This is a genomic window from Sphingomonas sp. MJ1 (PH-R8) (genome assembly GCF_048058635.1).
GTDB lineage: Bacteria > Pseudomonadota > Alphaproteobacteria > Sphingomonadales > Sphingomonadaceae > Sphingomonas.
In genome coordinates, this window is the sequence record NZ_JBBEFX010000009.1 from 68,871 (window position 1) to 91,542 (window position 22,672).

Consider the following 22,672-nt stretch of genomic DNA (forward strand, 5'->3'; position numbering starts at 1 on the left):
GGGTAATCGATTGCATAAGAGCGCCGGGCTGGATCAGGTCGCGGTGGCAGGAGGAAACTGAATGGTACATCGTCGCACCTGGTTGCTGAGCGCGGCAGGCGCGCTCGCGCTGGCATTGCCCACCATGGCCGCGCCCGCGGCGGCACAAACGCAGGGCGTGACCGCGCGCGCGGGCGGAATGGAGATGCGCCAAGGCGAGAACGTCGTGCGGGTGACCGCGCTTACCGACGATATCCTGCGCGTCACCATCGCGCGCGGCACCGAAATGCCGGAAGATGCGAGCTGGGCCGTCTCGCCCGAGATGCGAGCGAGGCATGCTTCAGTAACGGCGAACGCGACCGGCTTCTCTACCCGGACCATGCGAGTTCGCTTCGAGGACGGCCGGCTGGTTATCACCGATCTGGCTGGCAAGGTCATCACCGCCGATGCGCCCGATCCGATCCGCACTGTCGGTTCCGACTTCACGCTGCGCAAGGCGCTGCCGCAGTCGGAGCATATCTTCGGCCTTGGTGACAAGACCGGGGGACTGGACCGCCGGGGCAAGAGCTTCGTGAACTGGAACACGGACGCGTTCGGCTTCTCGCCCAGCGACGATCCGATCTACAAGTCCATCCCGTTTTTCATCGGCACGGGTGGGGAGGGCGGCAGCTACGGCATCCTGCTCGACAACACGTGGCGCACCTGGTTCGACTTCGGTCACAAGGAGGATGACGTAATCGCCTTCGGCGGTCCGGATGGGCCGATCGACTATTATGTTATCAACGGCCCCTCGATGGCGGAGGTGGTTCGCCGCTACACCGACCTGACGGGGAAGGCGCCGCTGACGTCGCGTTGGGCGCTTGGCTATCAGCAGTCGCGCTACAGCTACATGAGCGCGGATGAACTGCGTCAGGTGGCAGCGCGGCTGCGCGCCGAGAAGGTGCCGACGGACGTCCTCTGGCTGGACATCGACTTCCAGGACCGCAACCGGCCTTTCACGGTGAACAAGCAGACCTTCCCGGACCTGAAGGGGCTCGTTTCCGACATGGCGGATGACGGGTTCAAGGTGATCACGATTACCGACCTTCACGTCGCCCGTGCGCCCGGCGAGGATTACAAGCCCTACGACACGGGTGCCGCGGGCGATCACTTCGTCAAGGAGGCGGACGGGTCCGTGTACGTTGCGCCGGTCTGGCCAGGGCCGTCCGTGTTCCCCGATTTCACCATGGCGGAGACGCGTGACTGGTGGGGTGGATTGTTCCGCCAGCAGATCGCCGACGGAGTGGCCGGCGCGTGGAACGACATGAACGAGCCGGCGATCTTCAACACGCCGACCAAGACCATGCCGCTGGATAATGTTCATCGCATCGCCAGCGACGATTTCGCGCCGCGTGTCGCAAGCCATCGCGAGATGCACAACGTGTATGGAATGCAGAACACCCGCGCCACGTACGACGGTCTGCGTCGCCTCAACCCGGACGAGCGCGCTTACGTGATGACGCGCGCTTCCTATGCGGGCGGGCAGCGGTATTCCGCCACCTGGACGGGGGACAATTCGGCCACCTGGGAACATCTGAAGCTGTCGATCCACCAGATCATCAATTTGGGCTTGTCCGGCTTTTCCTATTCGGGTGCCGACGTGTCCGGCTTTGCGGGTGGTCCGAGCCCGGACCTGTTGACCCGCTGGTTCGAGATCGGCGCGTTCTACCCCGTGTTCCGCGACCATTCGGCCAAGGATACGCCGCGGGTCGAACCATGGGTGGATGGGCCGGAGCACCTCGCGATCCGGCGTCGCTACGTCGAGGAACGGTACAAGCTGATGCCATATCTGTACGGCCTGGCCGAGCAGAACTCGCGCACCGGCGATCCGATCATGCGTCCGGTCTTTTACGACTATCCCGGCGCGCTCACGATGTCGTGCGACCAGTCTTCGGCGTTCACGCTTGGCAAATCCCTGCTGGTGGCGCCGCCGCCTCGTATGGAGTCGCCCCAGGAATATGACGTCTGCCTGCCGGCTGGTGGTTGGTTCGACTACTGGACGGGAAAGCGGGCAGGCACGGCGCAGGCGGCCGAGAGCGGCCAGATCCAGTCCGCGACGCAGGCGACCGGTGTGCAGACGACGCGGGGCGACACGGTGCGCGAGAAGCCGCGCCTCGACTACCTGCCCGTGTTCGTGCGCGCCGGCACCATCCTGCCACGGCAGGCCGTGGTGCAGAGCACGGCCGAAACGCCGGAAGGTCCGTTGCAGCTCGACATCTACCCGGGCGAGAACTGCACGGGCGAGCTTTACGCCGATGATGGGCATTCGATGGCGTTCACGCGTGGCGGGTACCTGCGCCAAACGGTGCGCTGCCAGGTGACGCCGACCGGGCTGGAAGTCAGCTTCAACAAGCGGCAGGGCAGCTATCGCGCTTGGTGGCGTAAATTGGCGGTCACGGTCCATGGCTGGCAGGGGCCGGCGCAGGTCGCACGCGGCAGCCGCGCGGTTGCGAGCACGGCGGATGCGGTTGCGGAGACGATCCGCTTCACGATTCCGGATCAGCCGGGCGCGGCGCGGTTCGTCATCAACCGCTAAGTGAGAAGCGCGCCGGCTAACCGGCGCGCTTGTTGCCGCAAGGCAACAGTTAACAAGTTTGTTTCGAGACGCTTGTCCGTTCAATCGTTTGCTGTAATCGATTGCGCAATGTTGCCGCTCCGGAAAGCCGGGGGGTTTGGGGGGAAGGATCTAAGGTGCTTACGAACAATATGTCCCTGATGCTCGGTCATGGCCGGTCGAGCCGTGCCGGGGTCGGCGTATCGACCATCGCACTAGTGTTGGGTGCAGCGTTGTGGGCTGCTCCGGCCGCCGCGCAGACCGGCCAGGCTTCGACCAATCTGCCCGACCCGGCGAACAGTTCCAGCACTGCGGCGAATCCGAACGAAGCAGTCAGCGCCGAAGATCAGCGCGACGCCAATGTCGCTGTCGCGGGCGATGCGGCGACGCAGAGTGCTCAGGCCGCGGCCGCGCAGGATTCCGGCGCCACCGACGTGGTCGTTACCGGCTTTCGCGCATCGCTTCAGAACGCCGTCGTCGAGAAGAAATCGCGCGAGCAGGTGATCGAGTCGGTGTCGGCCGAAGACATCGGCAAACTGCCCGACGCGTCCATCGCCGAGTCCATCGCGCGTCTGCCAGGTGTCACCTCGCAGCGCATCAGCGGCCGCTCGAACCAGATCTCGATCCGCGGGTTCGCCCCCGATTTCTCCACCACGCTCCTGAACGGTCGCGAGCAGACCTCCACGGGTGACAACCGCGCCGTCGAATACGACCAGTATCCGTCCGAAGTCGTCAACCAGGTCCTGGTGTACAAGACTGCCGATGCTTCGCTGGTTGGCCAGGGCCTGTCGGGCACCGTCGACCTGCGCACCATCCGGCCGATCGAATATGGTCGCCGCGTCTTCGCGGTCGGCGCGCGCGGTACCTATACCGACATCGGCCGGCTGAACGCCGGGTCGGACGACAAGGGCTATCGCGTCAGCGGCACCTATGTGGACCAGTTCTTCAACGATACGTTGGGCGTTGCCCTGTCTGCAGCGTATCTGAACGAGCCGTATCAGATCCAGCAGTACAACGCCTGGGGCTTCGACACGGCCAACGCCGCTGCGCCCGACACGCCGGTGATCGGCGGTTCCAAGTCCTACGTGACGTCCACCCAGCTGAAGCGCTTGGGTCTTCAGGGCACCGTTGAGTGGAAGCCGGTCGACTCCGTCACCATGACCGTGGACGGCTTCTTCTCCGACTTCTCGGACGAGCAGATCTCGCGCGGCGTCGAGTTGCCGCTGAGCTACGCCGGTACGGTCGACGTGGGCGGCGTGGCGGTACCCAAGTCGCCGCTGACCAACGCTCAGATCGAGAACGGATTGGTCACATCGGGCACGTTCAACAACGTCGAAGGCGTGGTCCGCAACGATGCGTTCGACCGCAAGGCAAAGCTCTACTCGTTCGGCTACAACGCCAAATATGAAGGGGAAGACGGCTGGAACGCGCAGATCGACGTGTCGCTGTCGCGCACCGACCGTTCGGAGATCGTGCTTGAAACCTATAGCGGCACCGGCTTCGGTCCGAATGTCGGGGCGACCGACACGATCGGGTTCCAGAGCGGCTCCACCGGTACGACCTTCACGCACGAGCTCGACTATTCGGATCCCAATCTAATTCAGCTGACTGATCCGCTGGGCTGGGGCGGTGAAACGCGCCAGGCTGGATATTACAATGATCGTTCGGTTGTGGACGATATCCGCCAGTACCGCGTCGAGGTAGAGAAGGAGATCGAAGGCTTCCCGCTATCGTCCGTGCGTTTCGGCATGAACTACACCGACCACTACAAAACGCTGACGCCGACCCAGTACTTCCTGGTTCTGCAGAACGGCGCAACGAGTCAGCCGCTGCCCGCCGAATATGCGCAGAAGCCGACAAACCTCGAATATCTCGGCCTCGGCCCGGTCCTGAGCTACGATCCGCGCGAACTGTTGGATGGGGGCGTCTACTCGCAGGTCCAGAACCTTTCCAACGACGTCATCTCGTCCGCCTTCCGGGTGGATGAGGACATCATGACGACGTACCTGCAGGGCAATATTCGTCAGGAGATCGGCACGGCCGAGTTGACGGGCAATATCGGCGTGCAGGCGGTCTTTACCGAGCAGAAGTCGTCGGGACTGGTGTTCAACGGCGCCGACTTCAGCCAGATCATCCGCGGCGCTACGTATACGGACGTGCTCCCGTCGATGAACCTGTCGCTACGCCTCGCCAGCGATTGGGTGTTCCGCGTCGCGGCCGGACGCCAGATGCAGCGTCCACGCATGGACGACATGCGCGTTGCAAACGGCTACGGTTACAACCCCAACGAGGGGATCATCACCGGCGGCGGAGGCAATCCGTACCTGCGCCCGATCCGTTCCAACTCGTTCGACGCCACGATCGAGAAGTATTTCGGCAACCGCGGCTACCTGGCGGTGCAGGGGTTCTACAAGGACCTGAAGAGCTTCGTGTACAATCTCGAAGTGCCGTTCGACTTCTCCGGCTATCCGCTGCCGACCGGGGCGCCGGCGGGCACGCCGACGCTTGGCCGGAACACCCAGCCGATCAACGGGGAGGGTGGTTCGATCTACGGTGTCGAGCTTGCGGGCACGCTGCCCCTCGAGCAGATCGCCTCGGCGCTCGACGGCTTCGGTGTTACCGGTGGCGCGTCATACACCAAGACGGAGATCGTGCCGACGCCGGGTGGCGCTGCGGAGGACATCCCCGGCTACTCGCGCTGGGTGGCGAACGGCACGGCGTTCTTTGAGAAATGGGGTCTGAACGTCCGCGGTTCGGTCCGCTACCGGTCGACCTTCATCGGCGAGCTGTCGGGCTTCGGCGCGGCGCGCACCCGTCGGCGTGCGGTCGACGAGATGATCGTGGACGGTCAGGTCGGCTATGATTTCCGCAGCGGGACCTTCAAGGGCCTCTCGGTCTACCTGCAGGGCCAGAACCTGACGGACGAACCCTTTGTGACCATCAACGGCACCGCGCGCGATCAGGTCATCGACTATCAGTCCTATGGCCGCCGCTTCCTGGCAGGCTTCAACTACAAGTTCTGACCTCCCCCTTGGCGCCGGTCGCTTGTGCGGCCGGCGCCGTCTTTATCCCAGAGGGCCGGCAGTGCGGCAGATCGTTATTTTGGGAGGAGGCACCGCCGGCTGGATGGCGGCGGCCGCCCTCTCGCGGTTCCTGCCCGCGAACCATCGGGTGACGCTGGTCGAGTCCGCCACGATCGGAACCGTCGGCGTCGGCGAAGCGACGATCCCCCAGATCCGCCTGTTCAACGCCAGCCTGGGTATCGAGCAAGGCAGGTTCCTCGCTGCCACGCAGGGCACCATCAAGCTCGGCATCGAGTTCGTCGGCTGGACCGGGCGCGACAGCCGCTACATCCATGCCTTTGGCACGATCGGGCGCGGGTTGGGCCTCGTGCCGTTCCATCATTACTGGCTGCGTGGGCAATCGGGCGCGCTGTCGGACTACAGCGTTGCGGCGGCGGCAGCGACGGCGGGGCGTTTTGCCCCCGATCTGGGTCGGCCGGACCTGCCCACCGGATTGACCTGGGCGTACCAGTTCGACGCCGGCCTTTATGCCGACCTCCTTCGCCAACACGCCGAAGAGCGCGGTGTCGCGCGTGTGGAGGGGGAGGTGGCCGATGTCGCGCGCGACCCGCTCAGTGGCGACGCCACTGCATTGATCCTGGTCGACGGCCGCCGGGTCGCGGGCGATCTGTTCATCGACTGTAGCGGTTTCCGCAGCCTGCTGGTCGGGGGCGCGATGGGCGTGCCATTCGACGACTGGTCGCGCTGGCTGCCCTGCGACCGGGCGCTCGCCGTGCCCAGCGAGGCCACTCAGCCAATCCCACCCTTCACGCGCGCGACCGCCAGGACAGCCGGGTGGCAGTGGCGCATCCCGTTGCGCCACCGCACAGGAAACGGGCTGGTATTCTGCAGCGCCTTCATGGACGAGGCTGCCGCCGCGGCCGAGCTGATGGGTGGACTGGACGCGCCGGCGCGCGCCGAGCCGCGGCTGATCCGCTTCACCACGGGGCGCCGCACCCATGCTTGGGCAGGCAATTGCGTCGCCCTGGGGCTTGCGAGCGGTTTCATGGAGCCGCTGGAATCGACCAGCCTGCACTTGGTTCAGTCCGGCATCGCCCGCCTTCTCCAGTTCTGGCCGGGCGAACACATCGCCAATGCCGACCGCGACGCGTTCAATCGGGAAACGGAGCGCGAATGGACCGCCATTCGTGATTTTCTGGTGCTGCATTATCGAGCGAACACGCGCGCCGAACCTTTTTGGCAGGCGTGTCGCGCAACGCCCCTGCCGGACCAGCTCGCCACCAAGCTCGACCTGTTCCGCGCCAGCGGCCGCATCGTTCGCGAGGGCGACGAGCTGTTTACAGAGGTGGGCTGGCTGCAAGTTTTGCTGGGCCAAGGTGTACACCCCAACGCCTATCACCCTCTGGCCGATGCGCCGTCCGCTGGTGATCTGGCGAGTTTTCTGAACGCGCAGCGCCAGCATGTCGCCGCCGTAGTCGGGCGCATGCCCACCCATGAACAATTTCTCCGAGCCGCTACCGAGGAACTGCAATGATCCGCGCCGCCCTTCTCGCCTGCGCCGCCGCGCTGGCCCACCCCGCCGCCGCCGCCGAGCCGGCCACGTCCACTCCCGCCAGCTTCCGGGAGCGATTGCCGCAGGATGAGGTGATCTACTTCCTTCTTCCGGATCGGTTCGAGAATGGCGACCCCAGCAACGATCGCGGCGGGCTGACCGGCGGGCGCGAGGTGACCGGGTTCGACCCGACCTCGAAGGGCTTCTTCCATGGCGGCGATCTGAAGGGGCTGCGCAACCGGCTGGATTATATCCAGTCGCTCGGCGCCACCGCAATCTGGCTTGCACCGATCTTCAAGAACAAGGCGGTGCAGGGTCCGTCAGGACATCAGTCCGCGGGTTATCACGGTTATTGGATCACCGACTTTACCCATGTCGACCCGCATCTCGGCAGCGATGCCGACTTTAAGGACCTAGTCGATGCGGCCCATGCCCGCGGCATGAAGGTCTATATGGACATCGTGGTCAACCACACGGCCGACGTAATCCAGTATCGCGAGTGCCAGAACGGGCGCGAGTGCAGCTACCGCTCGGTCGCGGACTATCCGTATCAGCGGCGCGGCGGGCCGACCGGCACGGCGATCAATCCCGGCTTTGCAGGTGACGGGGTGCAGACAACGGAGAACTTCGCGCAGCTGATCCGACCGGACTATGCCTATACGCCGTTTGTTCCGGAGACGGAAAAGACGATCAAGGTGCCCGCCTGGCTGAACGACGTCACGCTGTACCACAATCGCGGCAACACGACGTTCCGGAACGAGAGCTCGACCATGGGCGACTTTTTCGGGCTGGATGATCTGATGACCGAACACCCGCGCGTCGTGGCGGGGATGATCGACATATTCGGGGGATGGATCGACCGTTTCGGCGTGGACGGATTTCGCATCGATACCGCGCGCCACGTGAATGCGGAGTTCTGGCAGTCGTTCGTCCCGGCAATCCGGCAACGCGCGCGTGACCGCGGCATTCCGAACTTCCACATCTTCGGCGAAGTCGCGCTTCATGCGGTGGAGGCAGGCGGGCTGGCGCGGTTCACGCGCGTCGATCGCTTCCCCGCGGTGCTTGATTTCGCCTTCCGCGAGGCGGTCGTGCAGACGGTGGCGGGCACAAAGGGCACCGATCAGTTCGAGACGCTGCTCGACGGTGACTCGCTGTACGAGGACGGCTTCGCCACCGCGGTTCAACTGCCAACCTTTACCGGCAACCACGACGACGGCCGCTTCGCGACGGAGGTTCGTCGCAACTTTCCCCAAGCGAGTGACGGAGAGGTGATGCGCCGGGTCATGCTCGCCAACGCCATGCTGCTCAGCCTGCGAGGAGTGCCCACCATCTACTCAGGGGACGAACAAGGCTTTATCGGTGACGGCGGGGATCAGGACTCGCGCGAAGACATGTTCGCCAGCCAAGTACCCCAATATAACGACAATCGCTTGCTGGGCACCGATGCGACCACTGCAACCGAGAATTTTGGCCGAGCCAACCCGCTCTTTCGACAGATCGCATCGCTTTCCCGCATCCGCTTGTCGCATCCGGCCCTGACCCGCGGACGGCAACTGCTGCGCGCGAGAGAGGAAAAGCCGGGGCTGCTGGCGGTTTCGCGGTTCGACCCGTCCACGGGACGAGAAGTGCTGCTCGTCTTCAACACGTCGTCGGCACCGATCACGCGCAATGTTCAGGTCGAAGGGGACTCGCGTGCTTTCACGACCCTCGCGGGCAAATGCGCGGCGCGGGCGACGGCGCCAGGTAGCGTGAGCGTGTCCCTGCCTCCGCTCGGCTACGCGATTTGCGCGGCTGGAGGGGTGCAAGTTCGATGAACGCAGCCCGTTCTGGTCCTTTCGCACGTGCTTTTCTCCGCCGCCGAAGGTGTAGGGTTACGCGCTCCAGCTAGCTAAGGCCGGCAATTCCTGCACCTTTGGTATCTGGACGTGAGCGGCTTCCGACTGGCAGCTTCCTGCGCTCGATCATTGCAAACCGGACAATCTCCTGCCGGCCCACTACCGGCCCTTCAGTCGCACCTGAACCGACGACCGCTCCTGGGACCGCGCGGGTGCTCGTGGGTGTCTGACAAGGTATGCTCGGATGGCCGGCGACGGCGGGTGAAACACCAGATCAGAGTTGTCTCACAAACGATCGATTTTGATACGCGACCATGTGAGAACGTGTAGCAAGCTCGGGAGTCTTATCAAAACACTTTCTCGATTTGCGGAGCTCGTGGTAGGCACGTGAGATGAGTTTTGAGAATATCTCATGCTGATCGGCTACGCGCGGGTATCGACGCCCGAACAGGATCTAACCCCTCAGCTCGAAGCGTTGCGCGACGCCGGTTGCGAACGCACCTTTTCCGACAAGGCAAGCGGCGCGAAGGCAAACCGCGCCGGCCTTGCCGACGCCTTGTCGCACGCACGCCCAGGCGACGTGCTGGTGGTCTGGAAGCTTGATCGCTTAGGCCGCACGATGAAGGGCCTTGTCGACCTCGCGGCTGACCTTGCGGATCGCAGCGTGGGCCTCCGCTCTATCACTGATGGGATTGATACTGCCGGAACCGCCGGCAAGCTCGTCTTTCATATCTTGGCCGCGATGGCGGAGATGGAGCGCGACCTGAACCGCGAGCGCACCACGGCCGCCCTGATCGTGGCAAGACGCGAGGGGAGGGTGGGCGGCCGCAAGACAGTGATGACACCCAAGCGTATCGAGGCAGCGCGGAAGCTTTTGGCCTCCGGAATGACCATCCGCGAGATTGCCCCCACGATCGGTGTCTCGATCCCGACACTCTATCGCCACCTTCCGGCGTCCGAGCAGGAAGCGATAAGCGCGCAAGTGTCAGGTGCAGTATAGGAGCGTCGGTTTGTCCGACGATGGACGTTCGAGCCCAAAGTCGGAGTGCCCTTTCTAAGGCGCACCGTGGAGAGGCTCTTTGAACGACGTGTGATCTCCTCGAAATCATGATCCGGTACTGTTGCCTCCGAAGCATCGTCCGGGGTGACGGGAGGGCGGCTCGATGCCTCTCGCTGGAACGGAGAGGGTTCAGAGGCGGACGCCGCGGCCGCCGCAATAGAGGACGCCGGATGGAGCGCTACCTGAAGTGCGGAAGTCGACAACGTTGGTGGGCAGCTGTCCTGGCCCATATCACCTGACGAGAAAGCCGCCGGAGCTCGTCGCAGGCCGTTCGGCAAAGCATCTCTTCGGCCTTACTTCTTCATGGGTGCCCGTAGGCTCCGCAACCGCAGACCGGGATCGGCAAGCGCCGGCAACACGCCGTCGGGCCGGTCGAGATAGAAGTACGCGACCGCGCTCACATCATCGCTCCGGTAATAGTTGGTGTGCCCGTCCGGCAGGCTCGGATCGCTGATCCGCTTGCCCGTCGCCAGCAGCTGCTGGAAATTGGTGCGCGAGCCCGGGTCGATCGTGACGGGTGTCAGCGGCGCTCCCTTGGCAATCAAGCCCTGCACGATCCCCCTCGGAGCGCCGCCCATCTGCTGCAGCGTCACCTCGATCCCCTGTCGGAACCAGATCGGGTCGGGCACGTGGAACCGATAGAATGTCCAACGCCCGTCGCCCTCCCAGGTCGCAACCGGCGCGCCCTGATAATTGTTGGCGTAGGCGCCCTGGCCCCAGGCGGTGCCGATATAGTCCTCGGTCCCCGTCCCCACCAACCACCCCGGCCGCCCGTCGAGCGCGACCTTGACCTCGCCCTCGCCCCACCAGGTCTTCTCATAGGCGGGGTTGGTCAGCACCGTCACCGACATGCCCAGGAACCGCCCCGCACCGGCAATCCGCGGCAGCACGCGAAAGTCGCGGCCGATCGTGGTCGCCAGCTCGCGGCTCCACCAGGCGTGGAAGTAAAGGGCATCGCCCGGCGGCCGCTTCAGCTCGCGGTAGGTCACGTCATAGAAGATGAGGTTTACCGGCTTGCCGGACTCGTTGGTTACGACGACCCGCGCACCACGCCGGAAGGGCATGGGCACATAGGACACGAACGACCGCGCCTCCGGGCTGGCGAACAGCGCGGTGTCCATCGCCGTCATCTCGCCCGCGCCGTGCAGGAAGAAGTCGCCCAGCGGCACCGACACGGCCGGTCGCGTGGCGCCGTCCCAGAACATCTCCAGCTTCAGCCCGCGCAGCGCCTGGGGAGAGCGATCCTCGATCGTCATCCACATCCGGTCGATCACGCCCGGTCCGCTGATGTTCGCCAGCGTCAGCGCGCCCCCGACCGGGATCGTGTCGAACGCGTGGCCCTTGGCACCCCGGTTTTCCTGTCCACCGGGCGCGCGCCCATCCCCCGGGTTCTCCGGGCTAATCCATCGCGTCTCCTCGTCGGGCGGTGGAGAGCGGTACAGATCCTGCGCAGACGACGGTGCGGCGAGGATGAGTGCGAGCGCGGGGGCGAGCGGGGTCAGCCAGCTTATCATATCAAGCAGCTAGCACCCGTTACGGGCGCTTGAAAGCCTGTCGCCCAGGCCGTAGCCGTACTATCTGGTCGTGAACCTCTGGCCGCCCTTGCCGTCTTCCTGCTCTTCGTCGCACCGGCGATGACGGCCGGCTAACCCGCGCGCTCGACGCGGCTCGGATCGGGACGGAGCGTTACGGCAGCGACGCGCGCCGGTATCGCAGCACAACCTCCTTCCTAACCTCGTCCGAGTTTATCCAGGCTGCCCGCTTGGATGAGCGGACACGACGCCTGCTGACCTCCTGGCATCGCTGCCTAACGCAACTGCACGGGGGAACTGCAGCCGGTGATGTCCGAACGTTTCGTGGCAGGGATCTCGCAGCCTCGCTTGTGCTTGTACCGGTTCAAGCGACGGCAGGAGCAGGCTGCGGATGACGGCGTCGCCAAGCGCGGACGCCGCTATTTGCGCAAAAAACCTGATCCAAGATGCCCGCGCATCACTGCGTAGCCCATCTGCTCCCATTCACCGAGAGCCATGCCGGCATGACTGATTTGCCGGTCGCTGCATAACCGACCACGATTGCGAGGTCCCCAAAGTCCGCTATGTACTCAGCGCGGTCTTTGCTCCCCTCCCGGCACTAGGCCGTTACTCCCGGCGGTGGTGATCGCCCTCGATCGCTGCTGTCGGGAGACCATGCTCGCCGCGGCTCACCAGCCGGCCACAGCCGGCTCAAGCCCCGCTTCGGGCGGCATCATGTCGCGGCACGTGAACCGCTCCTGGTCGCGTCCGCTCTTGTCCCGGCCGCCCGGATCGGGGCGACCTCATTTATGCTGACTGGCTAATCGAGCTGCGCCGGCCGGTGATATGCCGGTACAAGTTCGACGGCTGCACCCCGAGCTGCTGCGCCGCCTCCTCGTCGGTGATGACCGGATCGGCGAGCATGGCCTTGCGCGGCATCGATGGCCGGAGCGACTAGAGCTGGGATCGGCGCTGTCGGACGACTGCCTCGGCCGCTGGGCGATGAACCTGACGCCGATCAAGTCTCCACCCGACGGTTGGGGCGGGCCGTACGGCTGCCGGGGCGGACGTACCGGCGGTCCTCGCAGTGGGGTGTCGAAATCGGCAGCGCCGTGTCGGTTCGTTGCTCTGGCTTCGGAACTCGATGACGCAGATAAGGTGGAGAGGATATCAGGAACCTCGCACGCCGGCTTAACTAGAATCGGCCGGATGCGGTCGCGAGCCTTCTGTGGGGCTCGAGAATAGTGCAATGGAAAGACGGCCTTCAGATGGATGCTGCCGGTACCAGCGAGGCGGTCCAAGGCGTCTGCAAGCTCAAAGCCCGCTAGCAACTACCGATCCTCCAGGCGGCCTCATAGCCCGTCAGCAGCGCTCAGCCAGAAGCCCGTTGCCCCCGCTTCGATGGCCGCGCAACCTTCAACCGGGCAACCCGCCACCCGAAGTTCAACAAACTTCGGGGACCTCCCCGTGACCGCAACACCGCCGTGTTTTACGCGTTGACCTCTCCGCCGGACGTGCTCCCGTCGCGCTCGACAGCCACGGATACGATCACAGGAGAACCACATGAGCCTCTTTGGTGCTGACATCCACACGCTGGACGATCTGTTCGTCCATGGCCTCAAGACCATCTATTATGCCGAACGGCAGATTGCCGAAACGCTGCCCAAAATGATCGAGATGGCAACTAACCCGGAATTGCGAGCTGGCTTTGAGCAGCATTTGCGCGAGACTGAAAACCAGCGTGTGCGTCTGGAGCAGGTGTTTCGGCAGCACGGGGTCGAAGCAGGTGAGACCACTTGCCCCGCGATCGACGGTATCATCAAGGCAGCGAACGCGACTGCGGCGGACATCGACGACAAGCAGGTCTTGGATGCTGCGCTCGCGTTCGGCGCTCAGATGGTAGAGCATTACGAGATTGCGCAATATGGTACGCTGATCGCTTGGGCCCGCGAGCTTGGCCGCAACGATTGCGCCGCCGTGCTCGACGAAAATCTGGCCGAGGAAAAGGCGACAGACGAGAAGTTGACTCAACTGGCCGAGGCACGGGTCAACCGCGCCGCAGGGTTGCAGACCGCCTGAACCGCTAAACAGGGTGCGGTGTCGCAGTTCGACACCGCATCATCCTATGCACCAGCTTTTCCGCGTACGCAGTTTAGGCGAAAGCCACCGCAGTCTTGTTGTAGATACTCTGAGTTCCGCAACAGGTTGGCGACGCACGGCGCGTGAAATGCTTACCTATTGCGAAAACCTCCCCAAACAACGAGGCGCCAAGGGTGTCTAGCTGCCTCGGGTTCCGCGAAGCTCGGTGCCTCCCTGCCTGCACTCCATCTCCGCAGTCAGAGCCTCCGGTCGGGCAGGGGCCGATCAGCTCGGCGCTACCGAATGAAGCAGTTCAGACCATCGCCATCGGATAGATGCGCCTTGAACTCGCCCGAATGCCGCTTCCGCGCCACATTCATTTCCCGTCCCTCCCTGTCCGTTAACCTCTGTCAAAACTTCCGCTATCGCCGCGAAGCCGATGCCCCGCCTCGTTAGGACTGGGCCGCTTCTCGTGCATGGACGGCGATAGGAAAGCGCCGAGCGTTCTTCCACAACAGCGTGATCGAACGAAGCCGACCTGGTTCATTCGGGTCGCCTTGCTTTGCGGCAGCCGAGTCGGCTGTGAGCGGTCACGCGCAAGTGCAGCAAGGTGCCGATGCGGTTACCTCTTTCTGACGCCATCGTGACGGTATAAACGTCCACGCTATAACCGCCGCCGTTCCAGAGGAGATCCACTTGCCTGCAACACGTATTTTTTCCACCGTTGCCGCCGCTGCGCTGGGGGCGATGCTCTCGGCACCTGCCGCTGCGCAAACTCAGGCGCCGCCTGATCCGCCCACCACGAGCGGCGATCGGGTCACGATCGCGGTTGGGGCGGCGTCGCTGCCTGACTATGAAGGCGCGGACAGCAACAGTTGGACTCCCGGCGCTGCCGTGATCGGGGAAGTGGCCGGACATAGCTTCTTCACCCGCGGCACCCAGCTCTATGTCGACCTGCTCCCGGACGCGCCGGGACCCGGCGTCCATGTCGAACTGGGGGTGATCGCCGGGGCCCGCCTTGAGCGCACTGGCAAGCCCGACGACTACGATCGCAACGATATGGGTAGCCAGATGGTGGCCCGATTGGGCAAAGTCGACACCGCGATCGAGGTTGGCGGCTTCGTCGGTGTGTCGAAACAGGGGGTGATCACCAGCGAGTTCGACACGCTCACCGCCCGCGTCGCCTTCGTTCACGACGTAGCGGATGCCTATGGCAGTTATGTAATCACGCCGCAGATCAATTATGCGACACCCTTGTCGCGGGGCACGTTGGTGTCATTTGGGGCCTCCGCCGACTATGTGGGCAAGGGCTATGGTCGTACCTATTTCAGCGTGACGCCTGCACAGTCGCTCGCCAGTGGTCTGCGGGTGTATGATGCGAGCGACAATGGCTTCAAGCGTTTCAACCTGTCGGCTTTCGCGATTCAGAGCCTCAGCGGCAACCTGCTCCGCGGCCTGGGCGTAGGTGCGGGCGTGGTCTACGGGCGGCTGCTCGGCCGCTACAAAGACAGCCCGATCGTACGTGATGTCGGCGCGGCCGATCAGTGGATGTTCGCCGCCGGACTTACCTATACCTTCTGATCTGCCTGCGATTATGGCCGTGTTTTTTATCGGTCTGATTTTGAGGTCGGCCAAAGCTGCGCGGTCTAGAACTTGTTCCAGTCCTCGCCGTTGGGTCGGACCAGGGCTGAGACGGCGGCAGCGGGGAGCGGCCGGACGGGGCCGCCGAACGAGGCCGGGTTGGCCCTGCCTGGGGGCGCGTGCCTGGAGCGCTCGCTCCCGCCGACCTTGAAACGGGCGGCCTGCTCGGTGAGGGCGACCACCTCACTCGAAAGATTGCGCGCAGCGGCCGAGGTTTCCTCCACCATCGCCGCGTTCTGCTGAGTGGACTGGTCCATGGTGCCGATCGCGGCCGAGATCTCGGTGATCGCGGACGACTGCGCCTGGTTGTCGGTGGCCATTGTGCCGAGCAGCTGGTGCACCTCGCCCACGTCCCCTGAGATGTCGGCGAGCGCGCCGTCCACTTTCTGCACCGCTTCCACGGCGGTGACGATGTCGGTCTGGGTGACGGTGAGCTGGCTGCGAGCGCGTTTGGCTTCTTCCTCGGCGCGCATGGCAAGCGCGGAGACGAGGTCGGCCACCACCGCGAAGCCGCGGCCGGCATCGCCCGCGCGGCCCGCCTCGACGGCGGCATTCATTGCCAAGACCCGGGTCTGAAAGGCGATCTTGTCCAAGCCCTCGATCACCGAGTCGATGCCCTTGGCGCTGTCGGACACGCGGCCCATCGCCTGCACCGCCTGGTCGGCGACCGCGCGACCGCCATCCACTGTCGCGATCGCCTGGTCGGCGCGCTCCACTGTGCGCGCCGCGGCCACGGACGGGCACACCAACTACTACCGGAGCGATGATGTGAGCGCAGTGGCGTATTTCCACCTCGACCGGCCCGATGGCGTGCTCCCGATCCGGGTCTGCGGTTGCGGAGCCTGCGCTCACCGGTCGGAGGGGGATGTCCCGAGCGCCATCGAAATCTCCAGGTATTTCACTTGCGCTTGGGTGATCCGTTCCCCCGGAAGGACGCGCGGGATCCCCAGCGGATAGGGTGACACCATTTCCGCAGCGATCCGGCCCGCGCTCAGCGGCACGCGCTCGGTACGGGCGAAAAACGCGCCCCAGCTGCGGTCGATCTGCATCCCGGTGATGCCGACTTTGATAGCTTCACGTTGACTCTCCCTTGTAAGGCATGCCCGGGCACTTGCCGCTCGGAGGGCAAGGTCAGCTACGGGCTTGGCTCTGTCGTCGTCGCTGCCACTCCTGCGATGTCCCACCCGCCTCCGAGCGCCGCCCACAGCTGGATCATTGCATTCAGCTGTTGCTCGCGTACACCGATGGCGTTCAGCTCGACCGAAAACAGGTTTCGCTGAGCATCAAGTTGTTCCAAATAGGACGCATAGCCGCCCCGATAACGATCACTGGCGAACACCAAGGACCGTTGCAGGGCGGTCCGTCGTGCAACCGCGCGAGCGATCTGGTCCCGCAGCCGTCGTTCGCTGGTGAGCGCATTTTCCACCTCGCCGAAGGCGCGCAACACGGTATTTCGGTAACCGAACGCGGCCTGATTGCGCTGCGCATTGGCTTGATCGAGCTGCGCAGTCAGTCGTCCGCCCTGGAACAGCGGTGCAAGGATGCTCGCCCCCAGGCTCCAGATCGAAACCGGATCGTAGCTGAGCTGATCGACAATCAGCGCTCCTCCCGATGCCGACAGGCTGACGTCGGGCAGGAACTCTGCCCGTCGCGAGGCGATGATGCGGTCGGCTGCGGCGAGCCGCGCTTCGGCCGCCGCGATGTCGGGCCGGCGCCTCATGAGCTCTGATGGCAGCAACGAGGGGACAGGCGGCATGGCGAGTGCGACGAGCGTGCCCCGCTGCACCGCGGCGGGAAGATTACCCGTCAGCAACCGGAGGCCGTTCTCCTGCAACTGACGAGCCTGTTCCAGCTGCGGGATAGTCTGCGCCACCGCCTCATATTCGGACTGCGCCTGTGTGAGTTCCAGCTGTGAGCTGTAGCCGAGGTTTGCTCGGTCTTCGGCGATCCGACGTGCCTCGGTGCGCGAGGTCAGCGTCTGGCGCGTCACCGCGAGCTGCGCGTCGATCGACAGCAGGGTGATATAGGCCTGCGCCGTCGAGGCGGCGACCGACAGGCGCACCGCATCCCGATCGGCCGCCGTTGCGACATACGCAGCACGGGCCGCGGCGGTCAGCGCGCGCAGTCGCCCGAACAGGTCCAGCGTCCAGCTTGCCGAAAGCTGCGGCTGAAGGGCGAATACCCCTGACGGCCGCCCGGTGGCCGCGCTCAGGGAGCGGTCGTACGCCGCCCCTCCCCCTGCCGCCAGCGTCGGCAGCCGCGCGGCACCAGCCAGACGCACCTGCGCCTCTGCCTCCTCGATGCGGGCCGCCGCAATCAGCACGTCGGAATTGTTTACGAGCGCGAGCTCCACGACGGCCGCAAGCGCGGGATCGCCGAACTGCCGCCACCAGTCTGCCGTAACTGGCACGCTGTTCCCCGGGACCGGCTCCCGCCAGGCGACCGGCGCCGCGACGGTCGCTCGAGATGGCGGCGGACGATCGCCCGGCACGCAGCCAGCAACAAAGACCAACGCTGCCGCCGCTCCAAGACGTCCGAGTGTCATCGTTCCGCATCCTCGGGGGACGCCGCACCTGTCGTATCCACCTGCGCCACGACCGACATACCGGGACGAAGGCGAAGGGCGAGCGGCTGCCCCGGATCGATGCGGATGCGCACGGTGATCCGCTGGACGACCTTAGTGAAGTTCCCGCTGGCATTGTCAGGCCGCAGGACGCTGAACTCGGACCCGGTGGCGGGGGCCAGCTCCTCGACGTGGCCGGTCAGCCGTGCACCGTCAAGAGCATCGACGGTGAAGCTGGCGGGCTGACCCAACCGCATGCGGGCGGTCTGCGTCTCCTTGTAATTGGCGGCGACCCACAGCTGCTCGGGTACCAGGAACATCAGCTGCGAGCCGGCCTGTACATATTGTCCGACGCGCACTGAAGCCTCGCTGATCTGCCCATCGCGCGGTGCGCGGATCACGGTGTTGGCAAGGTTGATGCGGGCGAGATCGACCTGCGCCTGCGCCTGCGCGACGCGGCCGGCGAGAGACTCGCGCGATACCTGGGTTGCGATAATGGTCTGGCGCTGCCCCTCGATCGCGGCCTGCGCGCGTTCGATCGAGGCCGCCGAGGCGCGCTCGGTCGCGAGCACTTGGTCGCGTTCGCGCACGCTGACGGACCCGCGCGAGGCCAGTTCGCTGACCCGCGCGATATCTGCCTGCGCCCGCGCACGTTCAGCGCTTGCCTGCGCGAGATCGGCCTGCCGCGTCCGCAAGGTCGCTTGGTTCTGGGCGACGGTCTGCGACCAGTTGGCGAGCTCGGCCTTGGCGATTTGCAATTGGGCCAGTGCCGAATCGAGTTGCTGGCGGTAGATGCGATCGTCGATACGCAGCAGCACCTGGCCGCGACGGACGTGCGCGAAATCGCGGACGTCGGCCTCGACGACATAGCCCGCGACCTGCGGCGCCATCGCCGTGATCTGGCCGCGCACATAGGCGTTCTCGGTTGTGACAACCGGGCTAGTGAACGGCCACAGCCGCCAAGCGTAGAGGATCAGCAGCACGCCGGCCAGGAACACAACCGCCATGATCGCGATCGTCCGCCCGCTGGCCTTGATCGTCTTGGACGGCGGGGGTGCGTCCGGCACGCCGGCGTCGGTCGCCGGATCCTGATTGGACAGGGCGGCAGGCGACGCGGCGTCGCGGGTCTGAACGGCATCGGTCATGACGATCTCACATCGAGGAGCTGGCCGCTGCGGTCGCAGCTGGCGGAGCGCTACGCGCGGCACGCATCTGTGCGCCCCCACGCCAGAGGCACCAGAGCAGGAAGACGAAGGCTATCGCGGCGTTCAGCCGGAAGATGTCGTTATAGGCGCGAACATTGGCTTCGCGCGTCGTCACCTGCTGGAGCAGGGCAGTGCCCTGTGCCCCGGCCAACACCGGATCGGTAACCTGCCTCGCATAGATCTGACGCTGGATCGCGAGCCGCTGCGCCACCACCGGCTTGGACGGGTCAACGTGGGCAGTCAGCTGGCCGGAATATTCGTGCTCCCGATACTGCTGCACCGTGCCGTAGAGCGCAGGACCGAGCAGCCCGCCCGCGCTCTGTGTCATCGTGAACAGGACCACGAAGGTGACGAGGTGGTCCGGCCCGCGTTTCAGCGCCCCCATCACCCCGTTCAGGATCAGCGGCGCCATCACCAACGCGCCCGCCATCGCGACCATGAACTGGCTGACCATCATGGTGTTCGGCCGCGTATCGCTGGTCGCGTCGCTGTCCGTCAGGCTGGCGGCCAGCACCAGCACGACCGCGGCGATGGCCATCGGCATCATCGTCTTGGGCCCGAAGGTGAGCGCCCCAATGGCGATGCCCACCAGCGTGCCGGCGATGATGACCACGTAGAACAGCCCGAACTGGTCCGGCCCCATCCCCAATGTGCGCAGCAGCCCGGCCGCCGCGAAACTCTGTTCCGACAGGATCAGCCGGAAGGCCAGCGCAGCGATCACGAAGCGCGCGACCTCCGCCGTCCCGATCCAGCGCGTCTGGATCAGCGGATTGGCGCGGTGGTGTTCAATGTGAAAGGCGATCATGAGCAGCGCCATGGCGGCGATCAGCGCCCCGGCCATCCAGGGCTGCTCGCTCCACCATTGCAGCCGCCCCTGCGCCAGCACCCCCGCGATCAGCCCAAAGGCGGGAGCGACCAGTGCGAAGGTGAGAAAGTCGGTCCGCTCGATCACCTTGATCCGGATGCCCGGCGGCAGCTTGAGCGACACCACTGCCGCCAGGGTGCACACGGCAAGCGCGAACTCGAACAGGTAAAGCGTCTGCCAATCGCCGAGATCGAGCAGCGCGGGCGACAGCAGCCAAGCGATCGGCAGGGGCAGCTGGGTCAGGCCGAATGCGACGACGATCGAGTTGCCCATCAGATGTTTGGGGACGCGGCTTCCTCACCGGGCAGATTCGAAGCATCGATGACCTCGCGGAGGACGACTACCGTCGCAATGCGCCGCGCTTTCAAGGCGAAAACTTCCAGAAGAACCTCGATCTGGTGCAGGAGATCGGGACGATGGCGCGGGAGAAGGGCTGCACGCCAGCCCAACTCGCGCTGGCCTGGTTGCTGGCGCAGGGAGAGGACATCGTTCCGATCCCGGGGACGAAAAAGCGCTCTCGGCTGGAGGAAAATGTGCGGGCGCTCGACGTGCGGATCACAGCCGAGGACCGCGCGCGGATCGACGCGATTTTGCCGCCGGGTGCCGCGGCCGGGACCCGTTATGCCGCGCCGCAGATGCAGGCGCTGAACCGGTGAGCGCCGGAAGGCTTGACGGCCAAGTCGCAATCGTCACAGGCGGCGGGCGAGGGCTCGGCCGAGCAATGGCGCTTGGCCTCGCGGCGGCGGGCGCGCGCGTGATCGCGACCGCCGCTCGCGAAGCAGCTGAAGTTGAGACGATCGCAGCCGAAAGCCTAGACGGCGGCATCGTCCCGATGATCGCCGATGTCGCACGCGACGAAGACTGCGCCCGTGTTGTCGCAATGGCGCACGACCGGTTCGGTCGGCTCGACATACTCGTAAACAACGCCGGGCGGGGAATGAAGTACGTCAGCGAGCGTTTCCTGACGGAACCCACTCGGTTCTGGGAAACCGACCCGGACGTCTGGCGCATGGTGATCGACACGAACGTGAACGGGCCGTTCCTGATGGCGCGGGCGGCCGTACCGGGGATGATCGCCGCCGGTTACGGGAGAATTGTCAATATCACCATGAACCATGCCACGATGCGTCGGCGCGGCTTCTCGCCCTACGGGCCCTCCAAGGCCGCGCTGGAGTCCGAAACCATCATTTGGGCGCAGGACCTCGAAGGCACCGGCGTTACGGTGAACGCTTTGTCCCCGGGCGGCGCGACGGCGACGGGGATGATCCCGGACGGGTTTCCCCAGGATGGCCATGCCAAGCTGCTCAATCCGACAATCGTCGTGCCGCCCCTTCTCTGGCTTGCCTCCGAAGCATCGTCCGGGGTGACGGGAGGGCGGCTCGATGCCTCTCGCTGGAAGGGAGAGGGTTCAGAGGCGGACGCCGCGGCCGCCGCAATGGACGACGCCGGATGGAGCGCTGCCTGACAGGTGCCGAAGTCGACAACGTTTGGTGAGCAGCTGTCCTGGCCCATATCACCTGACGAGAAAGCCGCCGAACTCGTTCGCAGGCCGCCCAGCAAAGCATCTCTTCAACGGTCTCCGCGGATGTCGCCTCGAGATGGGCAAACGCTTCCGGCTTGGCCAGAGACCGCACACATTCTGAGTTCCGTAACAGGTTCGCGGCTGACGACGCGTGGGAGGCTTACCTATTGCGATGAGCTGACGCCAGACAAGAGGCGCCAGGCGCGATTCCAGCTCGCCATACACGCGCAAGCCTTGCTCATGAACCCACGCCGGTCTGAGCCGTACGGCGGAGGTACCGCTCATCAAGGTTTCTCTCGTGTCGGATGGTAGTCTGGAAGACCTCTGGATTGGATGCCGTCAGTTGAGAGTCGTTCTGCCGCCTCGCCGACTCTCCGGATGGGATTGCGCAGCGATTTGAACGTCTGCTGAAGCTCTCTCTGTTCATCGTCGAGCCGACGTATTGCTGGGCGGCGCCGCTCGAGCGCCTCGCCGATTGCCGACGCGCTTTCGTCGGCCCTCTTTAGTTGCCACCTTAAGCGGGTCCCCAAAGCGCCACGCGAAACTTCCATGCTGCGGCGCAATCTGGTCGCTTCGTTACCCGCCCGCTCGATCGTGCGGCCTAATGCGGCTATCTTGTCGGAACGGGTTAGCTGACCCGCCACACGGCCGGCGTTGCTTTGCCAAGCGTTGGACTCCCTCGCGGTTCTGGTCAGATCCTTCTCGATTTCGCTCAGCCCGTCCGCGTCTAACCGTTCGGAGACTGCGTCGGCACTCGTCGAGATACGCGCGATGAGTGCCGCCGGATCGGAGCCGCCTCCCAGGAGAGAACTGCTCTTCTCCGGGATGACGGGTAGCGGTTCCCCCGGAACCGCCAAGAGCGGATGTTTTCCGCGCCCGAGGTCAAGGCTAAGTGTCGCTGAACCATCGAGCAGTGATCTCTCGATCGATGCTCGGGTTCCCTCGAGGATGGGTACGGGCTCCGTGATCGCAAGGCGGGTGATCGCAGATGCGGGATCACTCGGGTTCAGCCTAACCTCCGTGACCCGGCCGATGGGCACCCCCTGCACCTTGACAGCAGCACCCTTCTCCAGACCAGAAACCGACTGCTTGAAACGGATCTCATATGTTGGTCCATTTGCATTTTGGGCCTGATAGAACCAAATGACGACAAGAAGCAGTGTGGAGACGAGCAGCGTCACGACGACGCCCACTGCCAGCCAGTTCGATTTTGTCTCCATTGAGCTATCTTCTTCGCACCTGCG

16 protein-coding genes and 2 pseudogenes are annotated in these 22,672 nt (G+C 64.8%); 10 read left to right on the plus strand and 8 right to left on the minus strand.

Annotated elements, in window-relative coordinates; genetic code table 11:
* The first annotated feature begins 61 nt into the window (after window positions 1-61).
* The 5 genes from VPH46_RS09570 (at window position 62) to VPH46_RS09590 (ending at window position 9,982) form a co-directional block, all read left to right on the plus strand.
* Window positions 62-2,554: a TIM-barrel domain-containing protein gene (locus VPH46_RS09570; protein WP_125960863.1), complete on the plus strand. Its 2,493-nt coding sequence runs from the start codon at window positions 62-64 to the stop codon at window positions 2,552-2,554.
* A 170-nt stretch (window positions 2,555-2,724) separates the two neighbouring features.
* Window positions 2,725-5,595, plus strand: coding sequence for a TonB-dependent receptor (locus VPH46_RS09575; protein WP_239436730.1), 2,871 nt, complete (start codon window positions 2,725-2,727; stop codon window positions 5,593-5,595).
* A 61-nt stretch (window positions 5,596-5,656) separates the two neighbouring features.
* On the plus strand, window positions 5,657-7,129 hold the full coding sequence (locus VPH46_RS09580; RefSeq protein ID WP_342453543.1) for a tryptophan halogenase family protein: 1,473 nt from the start codon (window positions 5,657-5,659) through the stop codon (window positions 7,127-7,129).
* Window positions 7,126-8,961 (plus strand): alpha-amylase family glycosyl hydrolase, encoded by a 1,836-nt coding sequence (locus tag VPH46_RS09585; RefSeq protein ID WP_239436725.1) that lies wholly within the window; start codon window positions 7,126-7,128, stop codon window positions 8,959-8,961. Before VPH46_RS09580 ends, VPH46_RS09585 begins: the two co-directional genes overlap by 4 nt.
* A 433-nt stretch (window positions 8,962-9,394) precedes the next feature.
* Window positions 9,395-9,982 carry a recombinase family protein gene (locus tag VPH46_RS09590; protein WP_416610766.1) on the plus strand — a complete coding sequence of 196 codons (588 nt, stop codon included), beginning with the start codon at window positions 9,395-9,397 and terminating at the stop codon, window positions 9,980-9,982.
* Window positions 9,983-10,335: 353 nt separating this feature from the next.
* On the opposite strand, the gene VPH46_RS09595 is transcribed toward VPH46_RS09590, so the two are convergent.
* The gene (locus tag VPH46_RS09595) at window positions 10,336-11,556 is read right to left on the minus strand and encodes a glycoside hydrolase family 172 protein (protein ID WP_416610768.1); all 1,221 of its coding nucleotides are present in this window, start codon (window positions 11,554-11,556) and stop codon (window positions 10,336-10,338) included.
* Between the two features lie 804 nt (window positions 11,557-12,360).
* Window positions 12,361-12,492, minus strand: coding sequence for a hypothetical protein (locus VPH46_RS09600; RefSeq protein ID WP_416610852.1), 132 nt, complete (start codon window positions 12,490-12,492; stop codon window positions 12,361-12,363).
* A gap of 39 nt (window positions 12,493-12,531) precedes the next feature.
* On the opposite strand from VPH46_RS09600, the pseudogene VPH46_RS09605 reads away from it, so the two are divergent.
* From VPH46_RS09605 to VPH46_RS09615, 3 genes and pseudogenes are all read left to right on the plus strand, one after another.
* A pseudogene (locus VPH46_RS09605) lies at window positions 12,532-12,690 on the plus strand (IS256 family transposase); the annotation flags it as partial.
* 426 nt (window positions 12,691-13,116) lie between these two features.
* Complete coding sequence (locus VPH46_RS09610; protein ID WP_416610770.1) at window positions 13,117-13,632, plus strand: ferritin-like domain-containing protein; 516 nt, start codon at window positions 13,117-13,119, stop codon at window positions 13,630-13,632.
* A gap of 696 nt (window positions 13,633-14,328) precedes the next feature.
* On the plus strand, window positions 14,329-15,213 hold the full coding sequence (locus VPH46_RS09615; RefSeq protein ID WP_416610772.1) for a MipA/OmpV family protein: 885 nt from the start codon (window positions 14,329-14,331) through the stop codon (window positions 15,211-15,213).
* A 65-nt stretch (window positions 15,214-15,278) separates the two neighbouring features.
* Here the strand turns inward: VPH46_RS09615 and VPH46_RS09620 are convergent.
* The 5 genes and pseudogenes from VPH46_RS09620 to VPH46_RS09640 all read right to left on the minus strand — a co-directional run.
* Window positions 15,279-16,007, minus strand: a pseudogene (locus tag VPH46_RS09620) (methyl-accepting chemotaxis protein); the annotation flags it as partial.
* A gap of 114 nt (window positions 16,008-16,121) precedes the next feature.
* Complete coding sequence (locus VPH46_RS09625; RefSeq protein ID WP_416610774.1) at window positions 16,122-16,322, minus strand: hypothetical protein; 201 nt, start codon at window positions 16,320-16,322, stop codon at window positions 16,122-16,124.
* A gap of 86 nt (window positions 16,323-16,408) precedes the next feature.
* Complete coding sequence (locus VPH46_RS09630) at window positions 16,409-17,818, minus strand: efflux transporter outer membrane subunit (protein WP_416610776.1); 1,410 nt, start codon at window positions 17,816-17,818, stop codon at window positions 16,409-16,411.
* A complete protein-coding gene (locus tag VPH46_RS09635; protein ID WP_416610778.1) occupies window positions 17,815-18,981 on the minus strand; it encodes an HlyD family secretion protein in 1,167 nt (388 codons plus the stop codon). The genes VPH46_RS09630 and VPH46_RS09635 overlap by 4 nt, the downstream gene beginning before the upstream one ends.
* Before the next feature lie 7 nt (window positions 18,982-18,988).
* Window positions 18,989-20,179, minus strand: a complete 1,191-nt coding sequence (locus VPH46_RS09640; protein ID WP_416610780.1) for an MFS transporter — start codon at window positions 20,177-20,179, stop codon at window positions 18,989-18,991.
* Between VPH46_RS09640 and VPH46_RS09645 the strand changes: the two genes are divergently transcribed.
* Window positions 20,155-20,562 carry an aldo/keto reductase gene (locus VPH46_RS09645; protein WP_416610782.1) on the plus strand — a complete coding sequence of 136 codons (408 nt, stop codon included), beginning with the start codon at window positions 20,155-20,157 and terminating at the stop codon, window positions 20,560-20,562. The two genes, VPH46_RS09640 and VPH46_RS09645, sit on opposite strands and share 25 nt — an antisense overlap.
* Entirely contained in the window at window positions 20,559-21,371 is an 813-nt protein-coding gene (locus tag VPH46_RS09650) for an SDR family NAD(P)-dependent oxidoreductase (RefSeq protein ID WP_416610784.1), read from the plus strand. Before VPH46_RS09645 ends, VPH46_RS09650 begins: the two co-directional genes overlap by 4 nt.
* Window positions 21,372-21,712: 341 nt before the next feature.
* Here VPH46_RS09650 and VPH46_RS09655 read toward each other — a convergent pair whose 3' ends face one another.
* Window positions 21,713-22,648 carry an MlaD family protein gene (locus VPH46_RS09655; RefSeq protein WP_416610786.1) on the minus strand — a complete coding sequence of 312 codons (936 nt, stop codon included), beginning with the start codon at window positions 22,646-22,648 and terminating at the stop codon, window positions 21,713-21,715.
* Window positions 22,649-22,672 lie beyond the last annotated feature (24 nt).